This window comes from Haematospirillum sp. H4485 (genome assembly GCF_012102745.1).
GTDB lineage: Bacteria > Pseudomonadota > Alphaproteobacteria > Rhodospirillales > Rhodospirillaceae > Haematospirillum.
On record NZ_JAAVSY010000002.1, the window covers coordinates 78593 to 100203 of the forward strand.

The 21611-nt window shown below is 57.9% G+C and carries 16 protein-coding genes and 1 tRNA gene; 9 read left to right on the plus strand and 8 right to left on the minus strand.

Annotated elements, in window-relative coordinates:
• Nucleotides 1-27: 27 nt before the first annotated feature.
• The gene (gene guaA, locus HEQ61_RS02945) at nt 28-1581 is read right to left on the minus strand and encodes a glutamine-hydrolyzing GMP synthase (protein ID WP_168019643.1); all 1554 of its coding nucleotides are present in this window, start codon (nt 1579-1581) and stop codon (nt 28-30) included.
• A 211-nt stretch (nt 1582-1792) separates the two neighbouring features.
• Here guaA and HEQ61_RS02950 point away from each other — a divergent pair, with 211 nt between their 5' ends.
• Complete coding sequence (locus HEQ61_RS02950) at nt 1793-3721, plus strand: methyl-accepting chemotaxis protein (RefSeq protein WP_168019645.1); 1929 nt, start codon at nt 1793-1795, stop codon at nt 3719-3721.
• 2 nt (nt 3722-3723) lie between these two features.
• Here HEQ61_RS02950 and HEQ61_RS02955 read toward each other — a convergent pair whose 3' ends face one another.
• The 4 genes from HEQ61_RS02955 to HEQ61_RS02970 all read right to left on the minus strand — a co-directional run bounded on the left by HEQ61_RS02955 (nt 3724) and on the right by HEQ61_RS02970 (nt 8613).
• Nucleotides 3724-5118, minus strand: a complete 1395-nt coding sequence (locus tag HEQ61_RS02955) for an RsmB/NOP family class I SAM-dependent RNA methyltransferase (RefSeq protein WP_245183094.1) — start codon at nt 5116-5118, stop codon at nt 3724-3726.
• 74 nt (nt 5119-5192) lie between these two features.
• On the minus strand, nt 5193-6656 hold the full coding sequence (gene guaB / locus HEQ61_RS02960; protein ID WP_066134857.1) for an IMP dehydrogenase: 1464 nt from the start codon (nt 6654-6656) through the stop codon (nt 5193-5195).
• 141 nt (nt 6657-6797) lie between these two features.
• The gene (locus HEQ61_RS02965; RefSeq protein ID WP_245183095.1) at nt 6798-7529 is read right to left on the minus strand and encodes an RlmE family RNA methyltransferase; all 732 of its coding nucleotides are present in this window, start codon (nt 7527-7529) and stop codon (nt 6798-6800) included.
• A 13-nt stretch (nt 7530-7542) separates the two neighbouring features.
• Complete coding sequence (locus HEQ61_RS02970; protein WP_168019649.1) at nt 7543-8613, minus strand: Ppx/GppA phosphatase family protein; 1071 nt, start codon at nt 8611-8613, stop codon at nt 7543-7545.
• A gap of 196 nt (nt 8614-8809) precedes the next feature.
• On the opposite strand from HEQ61_RS02970, the gene HEQ61_RS02975 reads away from it, so the two are divergent.
• Nucleotides 8810-8883 (plus strand) — tRNA-Gln (locus HEQ61_RS02975).
• A gap of 98 nt (nt 8884-8981) precedes the next feature.
• On the opposite strand, the gene HEQ61_RS02980 is transcribed toward HEQ61_RS02975, so the two are convergent.
• Both HEQ61_RS02980 and HEQ61_RS02985 read right to left on the minus strand, forming a co-directional pair.
• Nucleotides 8982-9626, minus strand: coding sequence for an alpha/beta hydrolase (locus HEQ61_RS02980; protein ID WP_168019651.1), 645 nt, complete (start codon nt 9624-9626; stop codon nt 8982-8984).
• Nucleotides 9619-9834 carry a hypothetical protein gene (locus HEQ61_RS02985; protein ID WP_168019653.1) on the minus strand — a complete coding sequence of 72 codons (216 nt, stop codon included), beginning with the start codon at nt 9832-9834 and terminating at the stop codon, nt 9619-9621. Before HEQ61_RS02985 ends, HEQ61_RS02980 begins: the two co-directional genes overlap by 8 nt.
• A gap of 159 nt (nt 9835-9993) precedes the next feature.
• On the opposite strand from HEQ61_RS02985, the gene cysE reads away from it, so the two are divergent.
• The 5 genes from cysE to mnmA all read left to right on the plus strand — a co-directional run bounded on the left by cysE (nt 9994) and on the right by mnmA (nt 14064).
• On the plus strand, nt 9994-10782 hold the full coding sequence (cysE, locus tag HEQ61_RS02990) for a serine O-acetyltransferase (RefSeq protein WP_168019655.1): 789 nt from the start codon (nt 9994-9996) through the stop codon (nt 10780-10782).
• A gap of 18 nt (nt 10783-10800) precedes the next feature.
• Nucleotides 10801-11262, plus strand: a complete 462-nt coding sequence (locus tag HEQ61_RS02995; protein WP_168019657.1) for an Rrf2 family transcriptional regulator — start codon at nt 10801-10803, stop codon at nt 11260-11262.
• A 30-nt stretch (nt 11263-11292) separates the two neighbouring features.
• Nucleotides 11293-12399 carry a cysteine desulfurase family protein gene (locus tag HEQ61_RS03000; protein ID WP_168019659.1) on the plus strand — a complete coding sequence of 369 codons (1107 nt, stop codon included), beginning with the start codon at nt 11293-11295 and terminating at the stop codon, nt 12397-12399.
• A gap of 113 nt (nt 12400-12512) precedes the next feature.
• Entirely contained in the window at nt 12513-12845 is a 333-nt protein-coding gene (locus HEQ61_RS03005; RefSeq protein ID WP_168019661.1) for a ferredoxin family 2Fe-2S iron-sulfur cluster binding protein, read from the plus strand.
• A 73-nt stretch (nt 12846-12918) separates the two neighbouring features.
• Complete coding sequence (mnmA, locus tag HEQ61_RS03010) at nt 12919-14064, plus strand: tRNA 2-thiouridine(34) synthase MnmA (RefSeq protein ID WP_209315633.1); 1146 nt, start codon at nt 12919-12921, stop codon at nt 14062-14064.
• A 99-nt stretch (nt 14065-14163) separates the two neighbouring features.
• Here mnmA and HEQ61_RS03015 read toward each other — a convergent pair whose 3' ends face one another.
• Entirely contained in the window at nt 14164-16860 is a 2697-nt protein-coding gene (locus HEQ61_RS03015; RefSeq protein ID WP_168019663.1) for an Rne/Rng family ribonuclease, read from the minus strand.
• A gap of 671 nt (nt 16861-17531) precedes the next feature.
• Between HEQ61_RS03015 and HEQ61_RS03020 the strand changes: the two genes are divergently transcribed.
• Together HEQ61_RS03020 and HEQ61_RS03025 are read left to right on the plus strand one after the other, a co-directional pair.
• Nucleotides 17532-18992 (plus strand): N-acetylmuramoyl-L-alanine amidase, encoded by a 1461-nt coding sequence (locus HEQ61_RS03020; RefSeq protein WP_322099175.1) that lies wholly within the window; start codon nt 17532-17534, stop codon nt 18990-18992.
• 113 nt (nt 18993-19105) lie between these two features.
• Entirely contained in the window at nt 19106-21583 is a 2478-nt protein-coding gene (locus HEQ61_RS03025) for a penicillin-binding protein 1A (protein ID WP_168019665.1), read from the plus strand.
• The last annotated feature ends 28 nt before the right edge of the window (nt 21584-21611 follow it).

Here is a 21611-nt window from a genome sequence, read left to right on the forward strand (position 1 = left end):
GCATGACCGGGTCCCGATCCGCCCCCTCTACTCCCACTCGATCGTGCCGGGTGGCTTCGATGTAATATCGTAAACAACGCGGTTCACGCCCTTGACCTCGTTGATAATACGATTGGACAAACGGGACAGGAATTCATGATCAAAATGATAATAGTCTGCTGTCATGCCATCTGTTGATGTAACAGCCCGCACGGCAAGGGCATAGTCGTAGGTACGGCCATCACCCATAACCCCAACCGTACGCACAGGAAGCAGCACGGCAAACGCCTGCCAGATGGCATCATACAGCCCGGCATTGCGAATTTCTTCCAGATAGATCGCATCCGCCTTGCGCAGAATATCCAGCTTTTCACGGGTAATATCCTGCCCCGGAATACGGATGGCCAGCCCCGGCCCCGGAAACGGATGACGTCCGACCATTTCTTCCGGAAGCCCAAGTTCACAACCCAACGCACGAACCTCATCCTTGAACAGTTCACGCAGCGGCTCCACTAGCTTCATGTTCATGCGCTCGGGCAGACCACCAACGTTGTGGTGAGACTTGATCGTGACGCTTGGCCCACCGGTAAAGGAAACAGACTCAATCACATCAGGATACAACGTCCCCTGGGCCAGGAACTCGGCACCCCCAATCTTGCCAGCCTCGGCCTCAAAGACATCAATGAAGGTTTTACCAATGATCTTGCGCTTTTCTTCGGGGTCTGTCTTGCCGGACAGAAGGCCAAGGAACAGCTCCGAGGCATCCACATGCACCAGATTAATATTGAAACGATCCCGGAAGACCCGCACCACCTGCTCGGCCTCTCCCTGACGCATCAACCCATGATCAACAAAGACACAGGTCAGCTGGTCACCAATCGCCTCGTGCACGATGGCAGCCACAACAGAACTGTCAACACCCCCGGACAACCCGCAAATAACACGACCCGTCCCGACCTGGGCCCGGATGCGGGCAATCTCGGTCTCGCGGAAGGACGCCATGGTCCAATCCCCGGAACAGCCGCAAATATCACGAACAAAGGTCTTCAGAAGCTGAGCCCCATGCGGGGTATGCACGACTTCGGGGTGAAACTGGACCCCATAGAAACGGCGTTCATCATCAGCAACGGCCGCAAACGGCGCTCCTTCAGAAGACGCAACAGCACGGAACCCGGGAGCCAGGGCTGTCACCCGGTCACCGTGGCTCATCCATACCTGCTCGACAGCATCAGGAATCCACGTTCCGTCAAACAGGCGGCAATGTCCCTGTACACGTACAAAAGCCCGGCCAAATTCACGGTGGTCCGACCCTTCAACATGGCCACCCAGCTGAGCCATCATGGTCTGCTGCCCGTAGCAAATCCCGAGAACAGGCAACCCCATGGAAAACAGCTCCTGCGGTGCACGCGGCGTATCCGTTCCTGTGACCGAGGCCGGGCCACCAGACAGAATAACTCCGGCAGGAGAAAAAGCCCTTATGCTGTCGGCACTCACCCGGTTGAACGGGTGTATTTCACAGTAAACACCAGATTCGCGCACACGCCGGGCAATCAGCTGGGTGACCTGGGATCCGAAATCGATAATAAGAATACGGTCAGTCATGGGGTTCCGTACAGATACAGGGCCAGAATCGGCAGAACAGGGGCGGACCTTAGCGCAAAGCGGCCCCGGCCTCCACCATTGTTTCATTCCTGCCGTGAACGCACGGACATATTGCATGTCTGCCCGGGCATTACAGCCCCGTATCCGTTGTTCATGCCTATCCCTTAAAGGATAAAGTTGCAGCAATAGCCGTCATGATCGGACAAGTGTCATGTTTCTGAGAAAAGCGCGGATCGAACTCCAGCTGGGGCTTATTGTCGGTGCCATTGTCATCGGCTTCGTGCCTATGTGGGGCCTGTCCCGTTGGCAGGAGCATACCATCCATCAAGCGTCCGAGCGTCAAAACAACGCCAGATCAATCAGGGATGGCGTTGAGGACATAAGATACAACTTCCTGAACGCCCGACGGCGGGAGAAGGACTTCTTCCTGCGCCTGAATGAAAAAGAAATCGGCAACCATGCCGCCGTCACAGAAGAGATTCTTTCTGATTTCAAGGCACTGGAAGCGCAACTGGATAAAGAACAAGCAGCCAATGCAGCCTCCGCCTCTGAAAAGTTCAAGACCTACAACGCCAAGTTCCAGTCCATTGTTGAGATGTGGAAAACTGTTGGCCTGAAAGAAACAGAGGGCCTGCGGGGGGATCTTGAAAAACGTGCCCTCGCGGCAGGCAGTGAAACAGCCATAAAAACCAGCGCCAGCCTGATGGCACGCTATCTGGACCTGCGACGCCTGGAAAAGGACGTCATGCTCTACAGCCGGCCCGCAGATATCGAGGAGTTCCGGAAAGATGCCACTGATCTTCTAACAGCGACAAACAACAGCGCCGTTATTGCGGACTGGCTGAAGCTGTTTGATCAGTATGTTGCTATCAGCGGTACCTTGGCCAAAGAAACATCCTCGCTGAGCAAGCTGTTTGCCGAAGCTGAACCCTTTCTGGAAGCTCTTATTGAAAGGGCCCGCAACGATGTTGCAGCCGCACGTGCGGCCCAGGACGAAACCATGGCGACAAGCCAGCTTATATCTTCCATCACCATGCTGGTTATCCTGACCGTTGTTGTTTGTATAACAATTATTGTTGCCCTCAGCATTTCGCGCCCCTTGGCCCAGATGACAACGGCTATGGAGAAAATATCAAGCGGGAACCTGAGTGTAGATATCCCGGCCGTTGGCTGGAAAAACGCCATTGGCCAGATGGCAGCGGCTCTGGTTGTTTTCCGCGACAATGCCTTGGAGGTTACCCGCCTGAATGCCATGGCTGAAAGCACCCATGTCCGCACAGATGCAGAGCGGCGTGCAATGATGGAAAAGCTGGCCGAAGAGTTCCAAGCCACAGCCGGTGCCATGGTTGAAACGATGGTCAGCATGATTTCCCAAATAGGAGACCAGATCCGTTCCGTGGCCAACGATGCGAAAATGGTTCTGGAACGAGCTGATGCATCCAGTCGCTCGGCTGGGTCTGCCAGCCACAACGTCGAGGCTGTAGCTGCAGCCACCGAAGAGCTGACAGCATCAATCGGTGCCATATCAGAGCAAGTGGAACGTTCCGCAGGGTTGGCGCACAAGGCATCAGACAGTGCCCGCATCACAATCCAGCGTGTGGAAAGCCTTTCAACCGCTGCCGTAAGGATTGGCGAGGTTGTCAGCATGATCACCGCGATTGCCGACCAAACCAATCTGCTGGCCCTGAACGCCACCATCGAAGCTGCCCGCGCCGGCGAGGCCGGAAAAGGCTTTGCCGTGGTCGCCAATGAAGTCAAAGGCCTGGCAACCCAGACCGGCCGCGCCACAGAAGAAATTGTCCGCCAGGTAGGAGCCGTACAAGCCGCAACAGAAGAAGCCGTACAGGCCATTAACGCCATTGCCGGCAATGTACACAATATCAACGATAACATTGCAGCCATTTCAACCGCTGTCAGCGAGCAAGGCGCCGCAACACGCGAAATCTCGAACAACGTGATCAATGCGGTTTCAGCAACCAGCGAAGTGTCTGACAACATCCGCGAGGTGGCCAGCTTGGCCAACACAACCAGCAAGGCCACCCATACCCTTGACGGGACCATTATAGAACTGCGGAGCAAAGCCTCGGCATTGCAGGACAGCGTGACCCAGTTCCTGGGCTATGTGCGGGGTGACAAATAGGTTCACGCCTCTGACGGCTCCGCACGTTCCAGCACGGCAACGAAAAACCCGTCGGTATCATGCTCCAGCGGATCAAGCCGTAAAAACGGGCCTGTCGCAGGGCAAGGAGCCGTGCCCACAAGATCGGACCACAGGGTCCGGACATCCAAAACGCGAAAATCCGGCGAAGATGCCAGAAAACGTTCTATACGTGCCTCGTTTTCCTGAGGCAGCAGGGAACACGTGGCATAGACAACTCTCCCGCCAGGCCGGACCAAGCGGGATGCGCTGTCCAGAATATGCCCCTGCAGCTCATCCAGGGCCTGCACACTCTGACGATCCAGCCGCCAGCGGGCATCGGGGTTGCGGCGCCAGGTCCCGGTCCCACTGCAAGGGGCATCAATCAGAACCCGATCAAAACGACCGGCAGAGCGCTTGACCCACTTGTCCCGTTCACCGGACAAGACATGTCGGGTCACATTGTGAACCCCGGCACGCCGCAAACGGACAGCTGAACGTTCAAGGCGCCCCTGTGACACATCACAGGCAACCAGCCGCCCCTTGTTCTGCATCCCCGCAGCCATAGCCAAGGTTTTGCCACCCGCACCGGCACAAAAATCAACCACGGCCATTCCCGGGCGGGCATCAACCAGCAGACCGACCAGCTGCGATCCCTCGTCCTGCACTTCGACCAGACCTTCACGGAACGCCTCGGTTGCAGGCAGGTTGGCACGGCCCTCCAGCCGAAGAGAGAGCGGCGACAACAGACCGGGACGGACCGTAATCCCTTCATTCTCCAAGCGGGCGATACCCTCGGCCACATCCGCTTTCAGGCTGTTGACCCGGATATCAACCGGGGCCTCGCGATTGAGCGCCTCAAGGAGCGGCATAACCCGGTCACCGTAACAAGCCGCCAGGTCCGGGATGATCCATTCCGGAACCTCACCCTGCACCCAGTCCGGCTGATCACTGTGGGTCAGCCTTTGGCCCCGCAACGCACGGATCAATGCCTTTTCCCGCTCGCGCAGACGATGCGGGCAGAATTTATCCCCTGAACAGAGGAGATCCAGGTCTGACAGGCTGTATCCCGCAACCAGCACACGATGAGCCAGAACCCGCAGACGCGGCGGAACATCGCCCCATTCCGGAGCTTCTCCCGGCAGGCCAAGCTGGCTGTGCAACCGACGGATCCACCAGCCGATACGCGCCCATGTCCGCAGGAGGCTCCATACGTCATCGGCAATGAACCGGCGATCTTTCGAGCCGATATAACGGCGTGCCCGGAAAAACTCCGACGCTGTGCCATCCGCCGGACGGGGGGAGGAGACAACAGCCTCCAGAAGATCAACAGTAGCTTGTAAACGGGCAGCAGGAATCACGATTGCAATCTTTTCATACCAAGCAGGAACCAGGGACAAGCCCCCAAGAAACCGGAGCCGATGGCAACCCACCGGCTCCGGAGCAAAGCATCAACAACGAAGACCAGATACCCTTACGCCCCTACACGGTAGTTCGGCGCTTCATGGGTAATGGTCACATCATGGACATGGCTTTCACGATAGCCGGCGGTCGTAATGCGACGGAATGTACACCGTTGCTGCATTTCGGCAATGGTACGGTTGCCGGTATAACCCATGGCGGCTTTCAACCCGCCAACCAGCTGATGCAGGATATTGCCCGCTGCACCCTTGTAAGGCACACGCCCCTCGATCCCTTCGGGAACCAGCTTGAGGTCATCCCGGACTTCTTCCTGGAAATAGCGGTCAGCCGATCCACGCGCCATGGCGCCAACAGACCCCATCCCACGGTAGTACTTGTAGGAACGCCCCTGATACAGGACCACCTCCCCGGGGGCCTCGTCCGTTCCGGCCAGCAGGCTGCCGATCATGCAGGAGTCAGCCCCGGCAGCAACAGCCTTGGCCAGATCACCAGAGAACTTGATCCCGCCATCAGCGATCAGGGGAATGCCGTGACTGTGGGCCACCGCACTGACCTCAAGGATGGCAGACAACTGGGGCACACCAACACCGGCCACAACGCGGGTTGTACAGATCGAACCCGGACCAATCCCGACCTTCACGGCGTCAGCCCCGGCTTCTGCCAAAGCGGCCGCTGCTTCCGGGGTTGCAATATTGCCGGCAATAACCTGGGCCGCCGGATAGTTCGACTTGATATCGCGAACAGCCTGAACCACCCCGGATGAATGGCCATGGGCCGTATCAACGACCAACACATCGACCCCGGCCTCCAGAAGGGCCTCGGCACGCTTCATGCCATCGCGGCCCACACCTGTTGCCGCAGCAACCCGCAACCGTCCATGATCATCCTTGCAGGCCAGCGGGTAATTCTGGGCTTTTTCCATATCGCGGACGGTCACCAACCCCACACACCGATAGGCATCATCGACCACCAGCAACTTTTCGATCCGGTGGCGGTGCAGCAGGGCCTTGGCCTCATCCTGGCCAAAGCCCCCAGTCACAGTAACCAGGTTGGTATCGGTCATATAGGATGAGACCGGCTGGGACCGGTCATTGGCAAAGCGCACATCCCGGTTGGTCAGAATACCGACCAGGCGACCTGTGCCACGATCAACAACGGGGATACCGCTGATGGAAAACTGCTCCATCATCTTCAGGGCATCGGCAAGTGGCTGGTCAGGATGAATGGTCAGGGGATTGACAACCATACCGGACTCAAACCGCTTCACACGCCGCACTTCCTCGGCTTGCTCGGCAATACCAAGATTTTTATGGATGACGCCAATACCGCCTGCCTGGGCCATCGCAATGGCCATCGGGCTTTCCGTAACCGTATCCATGGCTGAGGACAAAAGCGGAATTCCCAAGGACACACCACGGGTCAGACGCGTGGAAACATTGGCCTGGGCAGGCAGAACATCAGAGGCTGCAGGAACCAGCAGCACATCATCAAAGGTCAGGGCTTCAGAGAAATTCATTAATTTTGCACCTTACGACCGGCAGCAGCATATTTCGGGATGCGCGCCATCATACACAGAAAGTTTTCTGTGCCAAGCAACAGAATTGCAGCCCCGCACCCCGAAAAGTGCAACCCGGAACACCTATAGACAGCAGATCCCCTAGCCCCGGAACCCCCGGGCGACTAGATACAGCTCCGGGCTTTCCTTGCGACTGGCCGGGGGTTTTATGTGCTTGATGCTGTCAAAGCGGGGCTTGAGAACCTTGAGCAGGTCACCCGTCGCCCCACCCTGAAACACCTTGCAGAGAAAGGTTCCACCGGGGGCCAGAACCTCGGCCGCAAAGTCCCAGGCGACTTCCAGCAACGCAATAATCCGCAGATGGTCTGTACGGGGATCCCCGGTTGTTGGGGCCGCCATATCGGACATCACCACATCGGCAGTCCCGCCAAGGGCGTCTTTCAGGGCCTGCGGGGCAGCCGGATCAAGAAAGTCCAGGGTAATACAATGCGCCCCGGGAATTGGACCCCATTCCAGGATATCGATCCCGACCACGGTTCCGCCACGGGGCTGATCGGCCCGTGTCCGTTCTACCGCAACCTGGGTCCACCCACCAGGCGCAGCACCAAGATCAACCACTTTCTGACCGGGCTTAAGGAACGCCAGCTGCTGGTCCATCTCAACCAGCTTGAAAGCAGCCCGGGACTTGTAACCCTGCTGACGTGCAGCCACCACATAAGGGTCATTCAGCTGGCGTTGGAGCCATTGCACAGACGACGTACTGCGCCCACGGGCAGACTTGACCCGTACAGACGTCATCCGCACCGACACCGCCGACCGGTTCGATGCAGACGGTACGCGACGACCGCTTTTTTTTCCTGGTGCTCGTGCCATAACAACCAAAAGATTAGTATACCTGACAAATACACTCCATGCCAAAATCGGCCGGAGTATTACGTACCCCCATAAGCCCCATAAGCAGCCCTTCGCGCAAGCCCCGATCTGCAATCGTCAGCGAACCACCTGGCCACAGACTGAAAACAGCCTCCAGAATGGCGCACCCAGCAATAACCAGATCAGCCCTCTGAGGCCCAATACACGGCGAATCTGCCCGTTGCCGGGCCGTCATGCCCATCAACCGCTGCCCTGCGTCAAGAATGGCCGCACACGACACATCCAACCCATCAACTGCTGCGCGATCATAGCGCGTCAAGCCAAGATGAAAAGCCCCCAAGGTCGTAACTGTCCCGGACGTACCCACCACCTGGAGCTGCTCCATCGTCACACGTTCCGCAAGATTATGGCGCTCCCCAAAGGGTTGGACCATGGAGCAAATGCGGGCGCACACCTCCCGGTATGTGCGATACGAGAAGTCCCCCCCTCCACAGGCATCCGCAACGGTCACGACACCGAAGGGAAGAGACATGAAACCCTCAACCCGTAACCCGGAGGCACCCTGCACAATCAAGACCAACTCGGTCGACCCGCCGCCAATATCAAACAGAAAGATAGAACTGGACCCGGCAGAAAAAAGCCCCGAACACCCGACCAAAGCCAGGCACGCCTCTTCTGCGGCAGAAATACACTCTACGGTCAAACCTGTCTCGCGGTATACGGTCGCCAGAAACTCCAGCCCGTTCCCGGCGCGGCGACATCCTTCTGTTGCAACGTGGCGCGAGCGAACCGGACCAAACCGGCCAATCTTTTCGGCGCAGCTGCGCAAGGCGTCAAGTGTTCGCTCCTGCGCAGCAGCAGACAAAACGCCCGTTTCAGCCAACCCTTCCCCCAAGCGGGTTATGCGTGAGAATGAGTCCACAACCCTGAAGCGCTCTCCGTCAGGGCGGGCAATCAGCATACGGCAATTGTTTGTCCCAAGGTCGATCGCCGCATACGCAGATGCCACGTCTGTCAGGCCACCACCGGAACCAGCAGAGTATCGACGCCCCTCTAACGGCGCGTTTACCGCAAGATCTGCCATACCGGCCCCTTCCATGCCAACCATACATACCCATATAATCATATCCTAGAGGGTTACAAACGGGGAAGCATGCTCCACGACAGCACTGAAAGTTAAAAAAGATAATAAAGGGGGTTCACAGCATGGAAACAGAAGGATATAAGGGCGCCCGCCTGCCGGATCGATCGATCAAGAGTGATCAGGCTGACTGTCCTGTTGGGGGATAGTTTAATGGTAGAACAGCGGACTCTGACTCCGTTAGTCTTGGTTCGAATCCAGGTCCCCCAGCCAAAAACGAAACTCCCCGCATACATGTGCGGGGAGTTTCGTTTTCAGGGCAACGGAAACAAGGACCGGATAATACCAGCCCTTGCCAAGCTGCCCGCCTGTCACGCCATAACCATGGACTTTGCGATATAAGAATCCACGGTCGATACAACCGTATCAATATGGCCGGAGAAAAAGTGATCTGCCCCCGGAATGGAAACATGATCCACGCTGATATTCTTCTGGGCCTGAAGCTTGTCGGCCAGCTTCTTCACAGACTCAGCGGAAACAACCCTGTCAGCCGCACCATGCACGATCAACCCGGGAGAAGGGCAAGGCGCCAGGAACGAAAAGTCATAATGGCTGGCCGGCGGCGCAACACTGACAAAACCTGAAATCTCCGGACGACGCATCAGAAGCTGCATCCCGATCCATGCACCAAAGGCAAAGCCTGCCACCCAACACTGCCCTGCATGCGGATTTATGGCCTGCATCCAGTCAAGAGCGGAAGCAGCATCGGACAGCTCCCCCTGCCCGCTGTCAAAAGAACCCTGTGAACGGCCTACACCACGAAAGTTGAAACGCAGGACCGAAAAGCCACGCTGGGCAAACACATGAGAGAGGTCAAAGACAATCCTCTGGTTCATCGTGCCGCCATGCTGGGGATGGGAATGCAGCACAAGCGCCAAGGGGGCATTTGCGGTGCTGGAATGGTGATAGCGACCTTCCAGTCGGCCTTCAGGACCATTGAAGATGACTTCATGCATTGGCGTCTGTTTCTTCAGCAAGTTGGTTACCGGAATAAATGCGTGGAGCGAAATCGCACAGCAGGACCAGAACGAAATAAGGCGGCCCGGCGACAGTATAGCCCTGCCCGGACACAAAAAGCCATTCCCACGATACAGGGAAGAACGGAAACACACCACGACTGACCACAATTTTATCATAAACGCAATGAAAAACACGTTTGTTCATGCCCGTGTACGACTATTTTACGTTGCGCCGCCCCCGATTACTTGATCTTTCTTGTCAACTATCCTAGATTCGCCATAAAAAATAAAAGGCCTTTACACAGGCTTGGGAAGCCGGGGCCAACTCGAAAAATCGGGATCTCCCAGACATCAGGACAGCGCAATGATTTTCAGTCGCCTGAAAGAAGACATAGATACGATCCTGGCCCACGATCCGGCAGCACGCAGCCGGCTGGAAGTGGTCTTGGTTTACCCGGGCGTTCACGCCATCATCGCCTATCGTCTGGCACATCGACTCTGGAAAACAAACCTGCGCCTGCTGGCACGCGTGATTTCCCATCTTGCGAAAATGGTGACAGGCGTTGAAATTCACCCCGGCGCGACCATCGGGCGTCGCGTTTTCATCGATCACGCAACCGGCGTGGTCATTGGAGAAACCGCTGAAATCGGCGATGACGTGACCCTGTACCAAGGCGTGACCCTGGGCGGTACATCTCTTGCCAAGGGCAAGCGTCACCCCACCCTTGGCAAGGGGGTTATCGTCGGGTCGGGGGCACAAGTTCTGGGACCGATCACCGTCGGCGACGGTGCCCGGATCGGGGCTAATGCGGTGGTCCTTGCCGATGTTCCTGCCAATGCGACTGTGGTGGGCATCCCGGCCCGACAGGTTGTTCCCCGTGCGAAGCACGAGGCTGAATTCTGTGCCTATGGTATCCCTGAACGGGATATGCCTGACCCACTCGAGCGGGCTATAACAACACTGTGCGAACAGGTACGCACCCTGTCTGACCGGATTGACACGCTGGAGAAACAGAAAGGCTCAGCGGCATCCGCCCAGCCGGAGACCAGTCATACGGCCGTTGTTATCCCCACTCCGTTTGCCCAACCCGGACCGGACCGGACCCCGGGTGATGATAATACCGAAGACGGCAAAGCCGCTTCAGGCATTTAAGAGCGGGAGCCGAAAACCGTGAGACTGAGCACCAAAGGACGCTATGCGGTTATGGCGATGGCTGATCTGGCCAGCCAACCCGAAGGGAAGCCTGTTTCCTTGGCTGATATCGCCGTACGCCAGGAAATTTCACTGTCCTATCTGGAGCAGTTGTTCGGGCGGCTCCGCAAAGGCGGCCTGGTCAAAAGTGTTCGGGGACCGGGCGGCGGCTACCTTCTTGCCCGCACAGCCGGGCAAACGCGCATTTCCGATATCATCCTTGCCGTGGATGAACCTATTCAGGCCACACGCTGCACGCCGGGCAGTCCCGCTGGCTGTCACAACAACCGTGGACGCTGCCTGACCCATGACCTGTGGGAAGAGCTGGGCAACCAGATTTACCTTTACCTCAGCTCTGTTTCCCTGGAGCAAGTAGTCAAACGTACGATTCTGGGGACAAGCGGACCTCTGCCGGTGGTGGCCACCACCGCTGGAACCTGACGAGCAAAAACAACACAACCTGCCTGAAAAATGAACACGCGAACCGTTTATCTGGACTACAACGCAACGGCACCGGTCAGACCCCAGGCGATTGATGCCGTGGTACGCACCCTGCACATGACCGGAAACCCGTCCTCTGTGCACAACCCAGGGCGCAAAGCCAGGGCCATTGCAGAAGATGCACGGGAAACCGTTGCACAACTGGTCGGCGCTGTTCCGTCCCAGGTCATCTTTACATCCGGCGGGACGGAAGCCTTGGTCCTTGCCCTGCAAGGATACCCGCCCGGTCCCCGGCTTATATCGTCCATAGAGCATCCCTGCGTACGGGTTGCCACACCAGAAGCCAAGGATATTGCCGTAACGCAGGGCGGCATTGTTGATCTGGAGCATCTTGAAAACCTGCTACGGACCGTTCCTGCCCCAGCGCTTGTGGCGGTTATGCTTGCAAACAATGAAACTGGTGTGATCCAGCCTATCCGCGATGTTGTACGGATTGCTCATGCTGCCGGCGCCAAGGTTGTTTGCGATGCCGTACAGGCTGTTGGAAAGATACCCGTTGATTTCCAGAGCCTGGGCGTGGACGCACTGGCTCTGAGTGGCCACAAATGGGGTGGCCCCCAAGGCATTGGTGCCCTGATTACCCGCACACCGGAGCAGCTTGTCCCGCTTTTCACTGGAGGAGGACAGGAACGCGGAAAACGCGGCGGGACCCCCAATACTCCGGGTATTGCCGGGCTGGGCGCAGCCGCCGAGGCTGTCCTGAACCAGGGGCAGGCCGAACGGGAACAAATCCTCCATCTCCGTAACACCCTGGAAAGCCGGATCGTCTCCCTGGCTCCCGGGGCCAGAATCTGGGGCCATGCGGAAAACCGCCTTCCCAATACAACCTGCGTTGAACTGAAGGGGGTCAACCAGCAGCGTCAGATCATGGCCCTGGATCTTGCCGGCATTGCCGTATCTGCCGGATCGGCGTGCTCGTCCGGGAAAACAGCACCCAGCCCTGTTCTGGCCGCCATGGGGGCAAGCGAGTCGCAAGCCCGTGACACGATCCGCATCAGCTTGGGCTGGAACAGCCAGAAGTCAGATATTGAAGCCTTCCTGACAGCTTGGTCTCCCTTGGCGCGGGCTGCTGCGTAGGACAGCAGGGACCAACCGCCTGTTTCCTGTAAAATGCCTTGCCCCAACGCAGGACAGGAGCTATCCATTCCCGCACGTGTAACCATAATCTGTTATCATGGAGAGCTGTCGGCATGCCGAAGATGACCTTCCTCAGCCCTGATGGAACCCGACTCGAGGTCGAAGCCCCGGAAGGCCTGTCTGTACTGGAAATTGCCCATCGCAACGACGTTGATCTGGAAGGCGCGTGCGAAGGATCCTTGGCATGCTCCACCTGCCATGTCGTCATTGCTCCGGACTGGTTCGACCGCCTGGAGCCACCGGCAGAGGATGAGGAAGACATGCTGGACCTCGCCTTCGGGCTGACAAAGACCAGCCGGCTCGGATGTCAGATTATCATGAAGCCGGAACTGGATGGCCTGACCGTGCACCTGCCGGCAGGAAGCCGTGGGACAGCGGGAAGCTGACGCCCCCGCACAACACACCCGGAACAGAACACGTTCGCCGGAAACCCCCTCGGATACCGTTTTTGCTATGCAGATGATGTCCCACGCCCTGATTGATCTGGATATTCCCGGCAACCCGGCTGATACACGGGTTGTTGTTGCCATGTCTGGCGGCGTTGACAGCGCGGTGGCCGCAGCCATCCTGAAGGATGCCGGTTACCAGGTCATCGGGATGACCATGCAGCTTTACGATGCAGGCATAACGGTCGGACGCACCAAGACCTGTTGCGCCGGTCAGGATATCTATGATGCGCGGCGGACGGCAGACCATCTGGGTATCCCCCACTACGTGGTGGATTACGAAGCGACGTTCATGAAAGACGTCATGTCCGCCTTTGCCGATTCCTATATTGCCGGCGAAACGCCTGTTCCCTGCGTGTTGTGCAACCAGACAGTCAAATTCCGGGATCTGGTTCAGGCCGCTCGGGATCTGGATGCCGCAGCCCTAGTGACCGGGCACTATGTCCGCCGGATACCAACCCCGCAAGGGCCAGAGCTGTGGCGCGGTGCCGACCACGGGCGGGATCAGAGCTATTTCCTGTTTGCCACAACGAACGAACAGCTGTCGTATCTGCGCTTTCCCCTGGGTGCCTTGGACAAGGATCAAACCCGCGCCATTGCCCGCAGGCACGGGCTGGCTGTTTCCGAAAAGCCGGACAGCCAGGATATCTGCTTCGTCCCCGATGGCAACTACGCCCGCGTGGTGCAGGAACTCAGACCGGAATCTACCATGCCGGGTGACATTGTTCACATAGACGGCACCGTACTGGGACAGCATGAAGGCATTATTCACTTCACGGTCGGTCAACGCCGTGGACTGGATATCGGCGGGACGGCAGAGCGGCTGTATGTTATACGCGTGGAACCAACGTCCAGACGCGTCATTGTCGGCCCACGTTCAGCACTGGGCAGGGATCGCTTTGCCCTGCGGCATGTCAATTGGATGCCCGACAAGGGAACCTTGCCCACCGAGGGGGCTGCTGTCAGCATCAAGGTGCGCAACAGCTTCCATCCCGTTCCTGCCACAGTATACGGGCGCCCAGGTGGATGGGCAGAAGTCGTTCTGGATAACCCCGCTGATGGAGTATCCCCCGGTCAGGCGTGCGTTTTCTATATCGGGGAACGTATGGCCGGTGGCGGCTGGATCGCACGGAACGCTCCGTGGGAGCAGGATATCTGAAAGTCTTATAGCCTTCCTGCGCAACGCAAGAAATAGCCCAACAAAAACCCCGCCATGATCTGGCGGGGTTTTGCACATAAGCACCTTGTGAAACGCGGCCTACCGCTTCCACCAGCCCCGACGGGGAGCAGCGGCAGCATCGGACTCCCCAGCAGCTGCCATGGCAAGCTGCTGTGGCTCTGTTGAAGGAAGCGACTGATGCTCATCAACCTTCACGCTGGTCTCCTTGGCTGACGCCCCATCAGCATCGGCCACAGGGGTCGCAGCCTTTCGGGAAACACGACGCTTCTTGGGTTTCGGATCAGCCGCTTCCGCAACAACCAGATCTGCTTCAACAGCGACTGCTGCACGGGAACGGGACGTCCGCTTGCGAGCAGGTTTTTTCGCTGGCACCGCCTCTTCCCCCCCGGAATGCTCAACCACATCCGCCACAACAGCGGCAGGAGCAACGATATCGACCCGGTCCAGAACAGCCACAGCATCCCCAGCCCCGGCCACAGCATTTACCGCCGCCATCAAGGACAGGTTATCAACAACAGGATCGGGTTGACCGGGATCTTCGTTCCGACGAACCCGCCTTACACGGCGCGGTGGGGGCCGTGTAACAGTCTCGCCGGCAATGCCATCAGACGGCGGAGTTGCCGTGACAGCATCACCGCTCACGGGCAGCGCCACCTCCGGGTCACCATGATCCGCCAAGGCCAAGCCCACCACATCACCACCCTGTTCTGTAGGCCGCCGCCGACGACGGCCACCACGCCGGGAACGGCGACGGCGCTTGGCATCACCCCCGTCATCATCAGACGCATCAGCCGTGACGGCGATACCCTGAGCCTCATCAGAAGAGTCATCGCCATCAACCGCGACAACCGCATCATCAACACCCATATCACCGGACACGGTAAGATCACTGCCTGACGGCTCCACAGGCATCACAGCTCCGTCACGACGCCGACGCCGACGCCGCTTGCGCCGCTTGCGAGGATCCCCCCCTTCTCCCTCACCCGGTTCCCCGCCTTGGGAGACAACGACAGAGACAGGCTCACCCACAGCGGCGACTGGAACTTCAGCAAGCACCTCGTCACCGGAAACGGGCAGATCGTCCTCTTCCTCATCCAGATCGGGCTGAACAGAAATCGGTATAGAACGAACACCGGCAGCGGGAAGCGATATAGCAGGCTTCAGCCGCTCGATCCGACACTCTGGTGGAATCAAGCTGTCATCACCCTTCAGGAAGGCCGTCAGGGCATAACGCTGTTCAATCTCGGTCAGGGCCGCACGCTTGTTGTTCAACACATACAAGGCAACCGGCGTTGCAACATGAACCACAACCTCGGAAGCACGACGGCGCACACCCTCTTCCTCGATCACCCGCAGAATATGAACCGCCGCACTTTCAACAGAACGCACCATGCCCGTACCGGCGCAACGGGGACAGGGCTGAAAACTTGTTTCCATAAGGGATGGACGCAAACGCTGGCGTGAAAGCTCCAGAAGACCAAACATACTGATCCGGCCCACCTGAATACGGGCACGGTCCAACCGCAGGGCTTCTTTCAGACGCCGCTCTACCGCCGCATTGTTGCGGGGCTCTTCCATATCGATAAAGTCAATGACCACCAGACCGGCCAGATCCCGCAGACGCAACTGACGGGCCACTTCCTCGGCCGCTTCCAGGTTCGTCTTCAGTGCCGTTTCCTCGATGTGACGTTCCCTGGTGGCACGCCCGGAATTGACATCGATGGCAACCAGTGCCTCTGTCTGGTTGATGACAACATACCCGCCAGACTTCAACTGCACCGTCGGGTTGTGCATGGCATCCAGCTGACTGTCCACCTGGAAACGGTGAAACAACGGCATGGACGGATCGCGGTAAGGCTGAACACGGCGCGCATGGCTGGGAGTCAGGATTTTCATGAAATCCTTTGCAACGCGGTATCCGTCCTCACCTTCCACCAGCACTTCATCTATATCGGTAGAATAGATATCACGAATGGCGCGCTTGATCAGATTACCTTCCTCATGCACCAAGGCCGGGGCACAGGACTGCATGGTGATATCCCGTATCTGGACCCAAGTTCGGATAAGATATTCGTAGTCACGCTTGATTTCGGCGCGGGACCGTTCCTGACCGGCTGTACGCAAAATCACTGCCATCTGGGACGGAACATCCAGATCGCTCATGATTTCCTTCAACCGCTTGCGGTCAGCGGCGTTTGTAATCTTGCGGGAAACACCGCCCCCACGAGCCGTATTGGGCATCAACACACAGTAACGCCCGGCCAAAGACAGGTAGGTTGTCAGCGCGGCCCCCTTGTTGCCCCGCTCTTCCTTGACTACCTGCACCAGCATAATCTGGCGGCGCTTGACCACTTCCTGAATTTTATAGGACTGCAACAGGGATGGACGGCGGGAACGATAGGCCTGCACATCGCCGCCTTCATCGACGGCTCCCTCAACCTCTTCCTGCTCTGCGGCAACGTTTTCGCGTTCGGCTTCTTCCGCTGCACGGGCAGCCTCTTCAGCCAACAGAGCCTGACGGTCAGCAACCGGAATTTGGTAATAGTCCGGATGGATTTCACTGAAAGCCAAGAAACCATGACGCCCGCCGCCATATTCAACAAAAGCAGCCTGGAGGGATGGCTCTACACGAATAACTTTTGCTAAGTATATGTTCCCTTTTATTTGTTTCTTTGTTGAGGTCTCGACATCAAACTGTTCGAGCCGTGTCCCATTCAAAACCACAACCCGTGTTTCTTCCGGGTGGGTCGTATCGATCAACATGCGCTTGGCCATAAGCCCTGAAACTCCGTGTCACCGCCGGCATACCCCGAACTTGGGGCAGCCTTTGGGAAATCGTGCCGACAAGGCTTCCGGCGCCACGCATCATGTCACCAAGGACACAGCCACCACGCACCGCGCCGGCTTGCCGACTGCGGAGCGAAAAAGAAAACTGTGTTACATCCATGGCGACGTGGGGCTGCACAAAAGCCTCGAATCTTTGTGGTTAATACCGTTTACCTTGGGTTAACCAGCCTGCCGGATTGCTGCGGTGCGATACTCCCCCTTCACCACGAACCTTCTCTGAACCGGCTTGACCGGCCGCGTCCGTTGGTAAAGCACACACGCCACACAGCCTGTTCAGACGCTACCCCCGCCCCCTCCCGAGAATCCAGCAACGCAGGGCTTGTGAGGAGGTAAGGGAGTAATATGGCAGGAAAACTGTCCAACGCCTGTCTGGCAACGGTAACCCATCACCGATGACAATAACGGTCCGTGCCCCCGGGTACAACATTTTGTTCAGCAATACCCCGCTATCACATCCCTTCGGCACCCGTCCGGATCTTGCAGATACGCCGCAGCTTTGCTGTTGCAAGAAGGCTAGCACGTGGAGAAACTTGTCAAACTTGCGAAATAGCGCCATATGATCCGCACTGGATGCCATACGCCAATATCGTCCCGGAGCAGTGAAACGGGACAAAACGCTACCCAAGGATGATTGGGGCCACCACAGAACACCTGCACGCCACCGCCTGATACTGATACACCCTGCCCTGGCTGACATTTCCTCGATACCGGATACCATGGACACGCCCAAGACTCCTTCCAGAAATACACTTGTCGCTTTTGCCCCCGCCCGGGATGGACTGGAATATCCCTGCCTGTCACGGCGGGCTATCCTGGCTGGTGCAGCCGGGCTGGCCGGGGTCGTCCTGTTCTCCAGCCACGGGGCGGAAGCGGTTGGCGCACGGAATGTACGCCTGGGCAACCATGGAACGTTTACCCGTGTTGTGATCGATGTAACCGGCGACGTCCCGTTCAGTGCCTTCTCCCTGACGAACCCGGCACGGATCATCATCGATCTTCCGGAAATTGACTGGCAGTTCGAACAACCCACTGTTCCGGGGAAACCGGGCCTTCTGGTCAAGGCAATGCGCTATGGCCTGTTCCAGCCCGGCAACTCGCGTATTGTCCTGGATCTGGCAGAACCTGCTGCCGTGAAGAATATGTTTGTTCTCCCCCCGGGGGAACAAACCAGCTGGCGTCTGGTGGTGGATCTGGCACCCGTTGACGCAGCTATGTTCCAGCGCTCTGCCGGACCAAGAAACCGGACCGGCACATTTCGCCCCAAACATGGCCCACAGGATACGGAGCCGGCAACAACACAAGCCGACAACGCTCCACCCCGCCAGCCGATGACACCGGAAAAGCGAAAGGCCGTACCCTCTCCGGCCAAGCCTGTGATTGTCCTTGACCCGGGCCATGGAGGCATTGATCCCGGCGCCACCGGGGTATCCGGTATTTTCGAGAAAAACCTGACCCTGTCCACAGCGCGGGAACTCAAAGCTGCCCTGGATAAAACGGGCCGGTACACGGTACACCTGACACGGGACCGGGATATCTTCCTTCAACTAAGGGAGCGCGTGGCCATTGCCCGCACGCATCGGGCCGACCTGTTTATTTCCATACACGCCGATGCCGGTGCCAAACCATCGATACGGGGCCTTTCCGTCTATACCCTGTCGGACAATGCCTCTGACGCCGAGGCTGCCGCCCTTGCCACATCGGAAAACAAGGCGGACATTATTGCCGGAATCGACCTGAGCCACGAGAGCAAGGAAGTCACCAACATCCTGATTGACCTGGCCCAGAGGGAGACCATGAACCTGTCATCCCGGCTGGCTGAAATTGTGATTGCCGAACTGCGGCGCGACGTCACACTGCTGCCGCGGTCACACCGTTTTGCCGGATTTGCTGTCCTGAAAGCACCTGATATTCCGTCATTCCTGATGGAAATGGGCTATCTGACAAACCGTGATGAAGAACGCCTGCTGCGAACCCGGGGCTATCGCAAGAAACTGGCATCAGCCATGGTCCGCGCCATAGACCGTTATTTCTCGGCCACCCAAAAAGCCTCTCTGCCATGAAACAGACACCAAACTTCGGTAGCTGGCGTGACCTTCAGCCGCTATAGTGTTCGGCTTCTCAGACGTATAGGCATCTGCGGCAGCGGCGCCGTGAAACAAAGGTATACCCGCCCATGTCCAGGGTTCTGGTGGTTGTTTTCAGTTTGTTGCTTTTGTCCATTATCGCCGGGATCGCTGTTGTTGGCAGCGTTATGTGGCACTTTGGACGTGATCTGCCGGACTATCGGCAGCTGGCTGACTACCAGCCACCGATCACAACGCGCCTTTATGCCGGCGACGGGCGGCTGATTACTGAATATGCTGTCGAGAAACGGGTTTTTGTTCCTGTCTCCGCCGTCCCCCGCCGGGTTGTCGATGCCTTCCTGTCCGCTGAAGACAAGAACTTTTACCAGCACTACGGCCTGGATCTGACAGGCCTGGCCCGCGCGGTTATCGTCAATGCCCGCAATTTCGGTTCCGACAAACGCCCGGTTGGCGCCTCTACAATCACGCAACAGGTCGCCAAGAACTTTCTGCTGACCAACGAGGTCTCCATAGAGCGCAAGATCAAGGAAGCCATTCTGGCCCTGCGTATCGAGCAGGCCTTCTCCAAGGATCATATTCTGGAGCTGTACCTGAACGAAATCTATCTTGGCTACGGTTCCTATGGCGTAGCAGCAGCAGCCCTGAATTACTTCAACAAAACGCTGGATCAGCTCACCGTTGCCGAAGCCGCCTATCTGGCTGCTGTCCCCAAGGCCCCAAACAACTATCACCCGGTACGCAAACACGCCGCTGCCCTAGAGCGACGCAACTGGGTCATCATGAGAATGCTGGAAGACGGCAACGTCAGCCCGGAAGAAGCCACCGCAGCACTGGCAGACCCCCTAGAAACCAGGGCCCGCGATGAAACAGAGTATGTCCAAAGCGCTGATTTCTTTGCAGAAGAAGTCCGCCGTCAGATTGTCGCCCGCTATGGCGAGAATTCCCTTTACAAGGGGGGCCTTGCCGTCCGGACAACACTGGACCCTATCTACCAACACCTTGCTGAAAAAGCCCTGCATAACGGCCTTATTGCCTATGACCGCCGCCATGGCTGGCGGGGTGTTCTGGCAGAGCTGGCTGACCCGGGTGCCTGGAAACAGGTTCTGGGCACATTCCGCCCCCCCCTTGGCACACCCGAACATTGGGGACTGGCCGCCGTTCTGAAGGTTGAACGGGAACGGGTCGTGGTTGGCTTTGCCGACGGCAGCACCGGGACCGTTTCCTTTCAGTCCATGAAATGGACACGGGCGCAAAGCCCGGGCGCTATCGTCAAGGTTGGCGATATCATCCTGGTTGGGGAAACCAACCGGGCACATGAATACAGCCTGGAACAAATCCCCAAGGTAGAGGGGGCCCTTGTGGCCATGGATCCCCACACCGGGCGCGTTCTGGCCATGGTGGGTGGCTTTTCGTCCGAACGGTCGGAGTTCAATCGCGCCACACAAGCCCTGCGCCAGCCGGGATCAGCGTTGAAGCCGTTTATCTATCTGGCTGCCCTTGAGTCGGGATTCAGCCCGTCAACCCTGATCATGGACGCCCCCTTTGTGTACGACCAGGGCCCGGGCCTGCCGCTCTGGAAACCTAAAAACTACTCCGGCCAATACTATGGCCCAACCACCCTGAGGGTCGGGCTGGAGAAGTCCAGAAACCTGATGACCATCCGCCTGGCCCAGGCCACCGGCATGGACAAGGTTGCACACACCGCTGAAATTTTCGGTATCGACCGGAAGTTCCCGCGCAATCTGGCCTCATCCCTCGGTGCCGGGGAAACCACGGTTCTGCGCTTGACAACAGCATATGCCATGTTGGCCAACGGCGGAAAACGGATCACACCAACCCTGATCGACCGAATCCAGGATCGCAGCGGCACAACAGTATACCGGCATGACACACGCCCATGCCCGGATTGCCGGGATGTGTTCTGGACAGGACAGCCGATGCCGGAAATCCCGGATTACCGGGAACAGATTGCAGATCCACGCAGTGTGTACCAGATCGTGCATATTCTGGAAGGTGCGGTCCAATATGGTACGGCACGTCGCCTCGCACCGCTCGGGGTTCCCATGGCGGGCAAAACCGGAACCACAAATGACAGCAACGACACCTGGTTCGTCGGATTTACCCCGGATCTGGTTGTTGGCGCCTTTGTCGGGTTTGATGAACCCAAGTCACTGGGGCAGCGGGAAACAGGTGCCAGTACAGCTCTGCCAATCTTCCACGATTTCATGAAAGAAGCCCTGAAAGGAAAGCCGGTACGCCCCTTCGCGGTCCCACGCGGGATCCAGCTGGTCCGGGTGGATCACCGCAGCGGCCGCCTGGCTATGCCCGGTGACAGCGATGTCGTCCAGGAAGCGTTCAAGGTCGGCAACAGCCCGGGCTTTACCACCGGCGCCGTTGTTGACGGATCGGCAGCCATGGCAGAAAGCGTTGAAAGCCAGGACGATGCCGTCATTACCGACGAAGACGCACTTCTTGGCCCTGCCGATGTGTACCGCGAACCAGCCGACAGTGCAAAACGCCCCCCGCCCCGCCAGGATGGCCAACCCCGGGCCGGCGGGCTGTACTGAATGCAGGTATCCCATGCCGCAGGGTTGA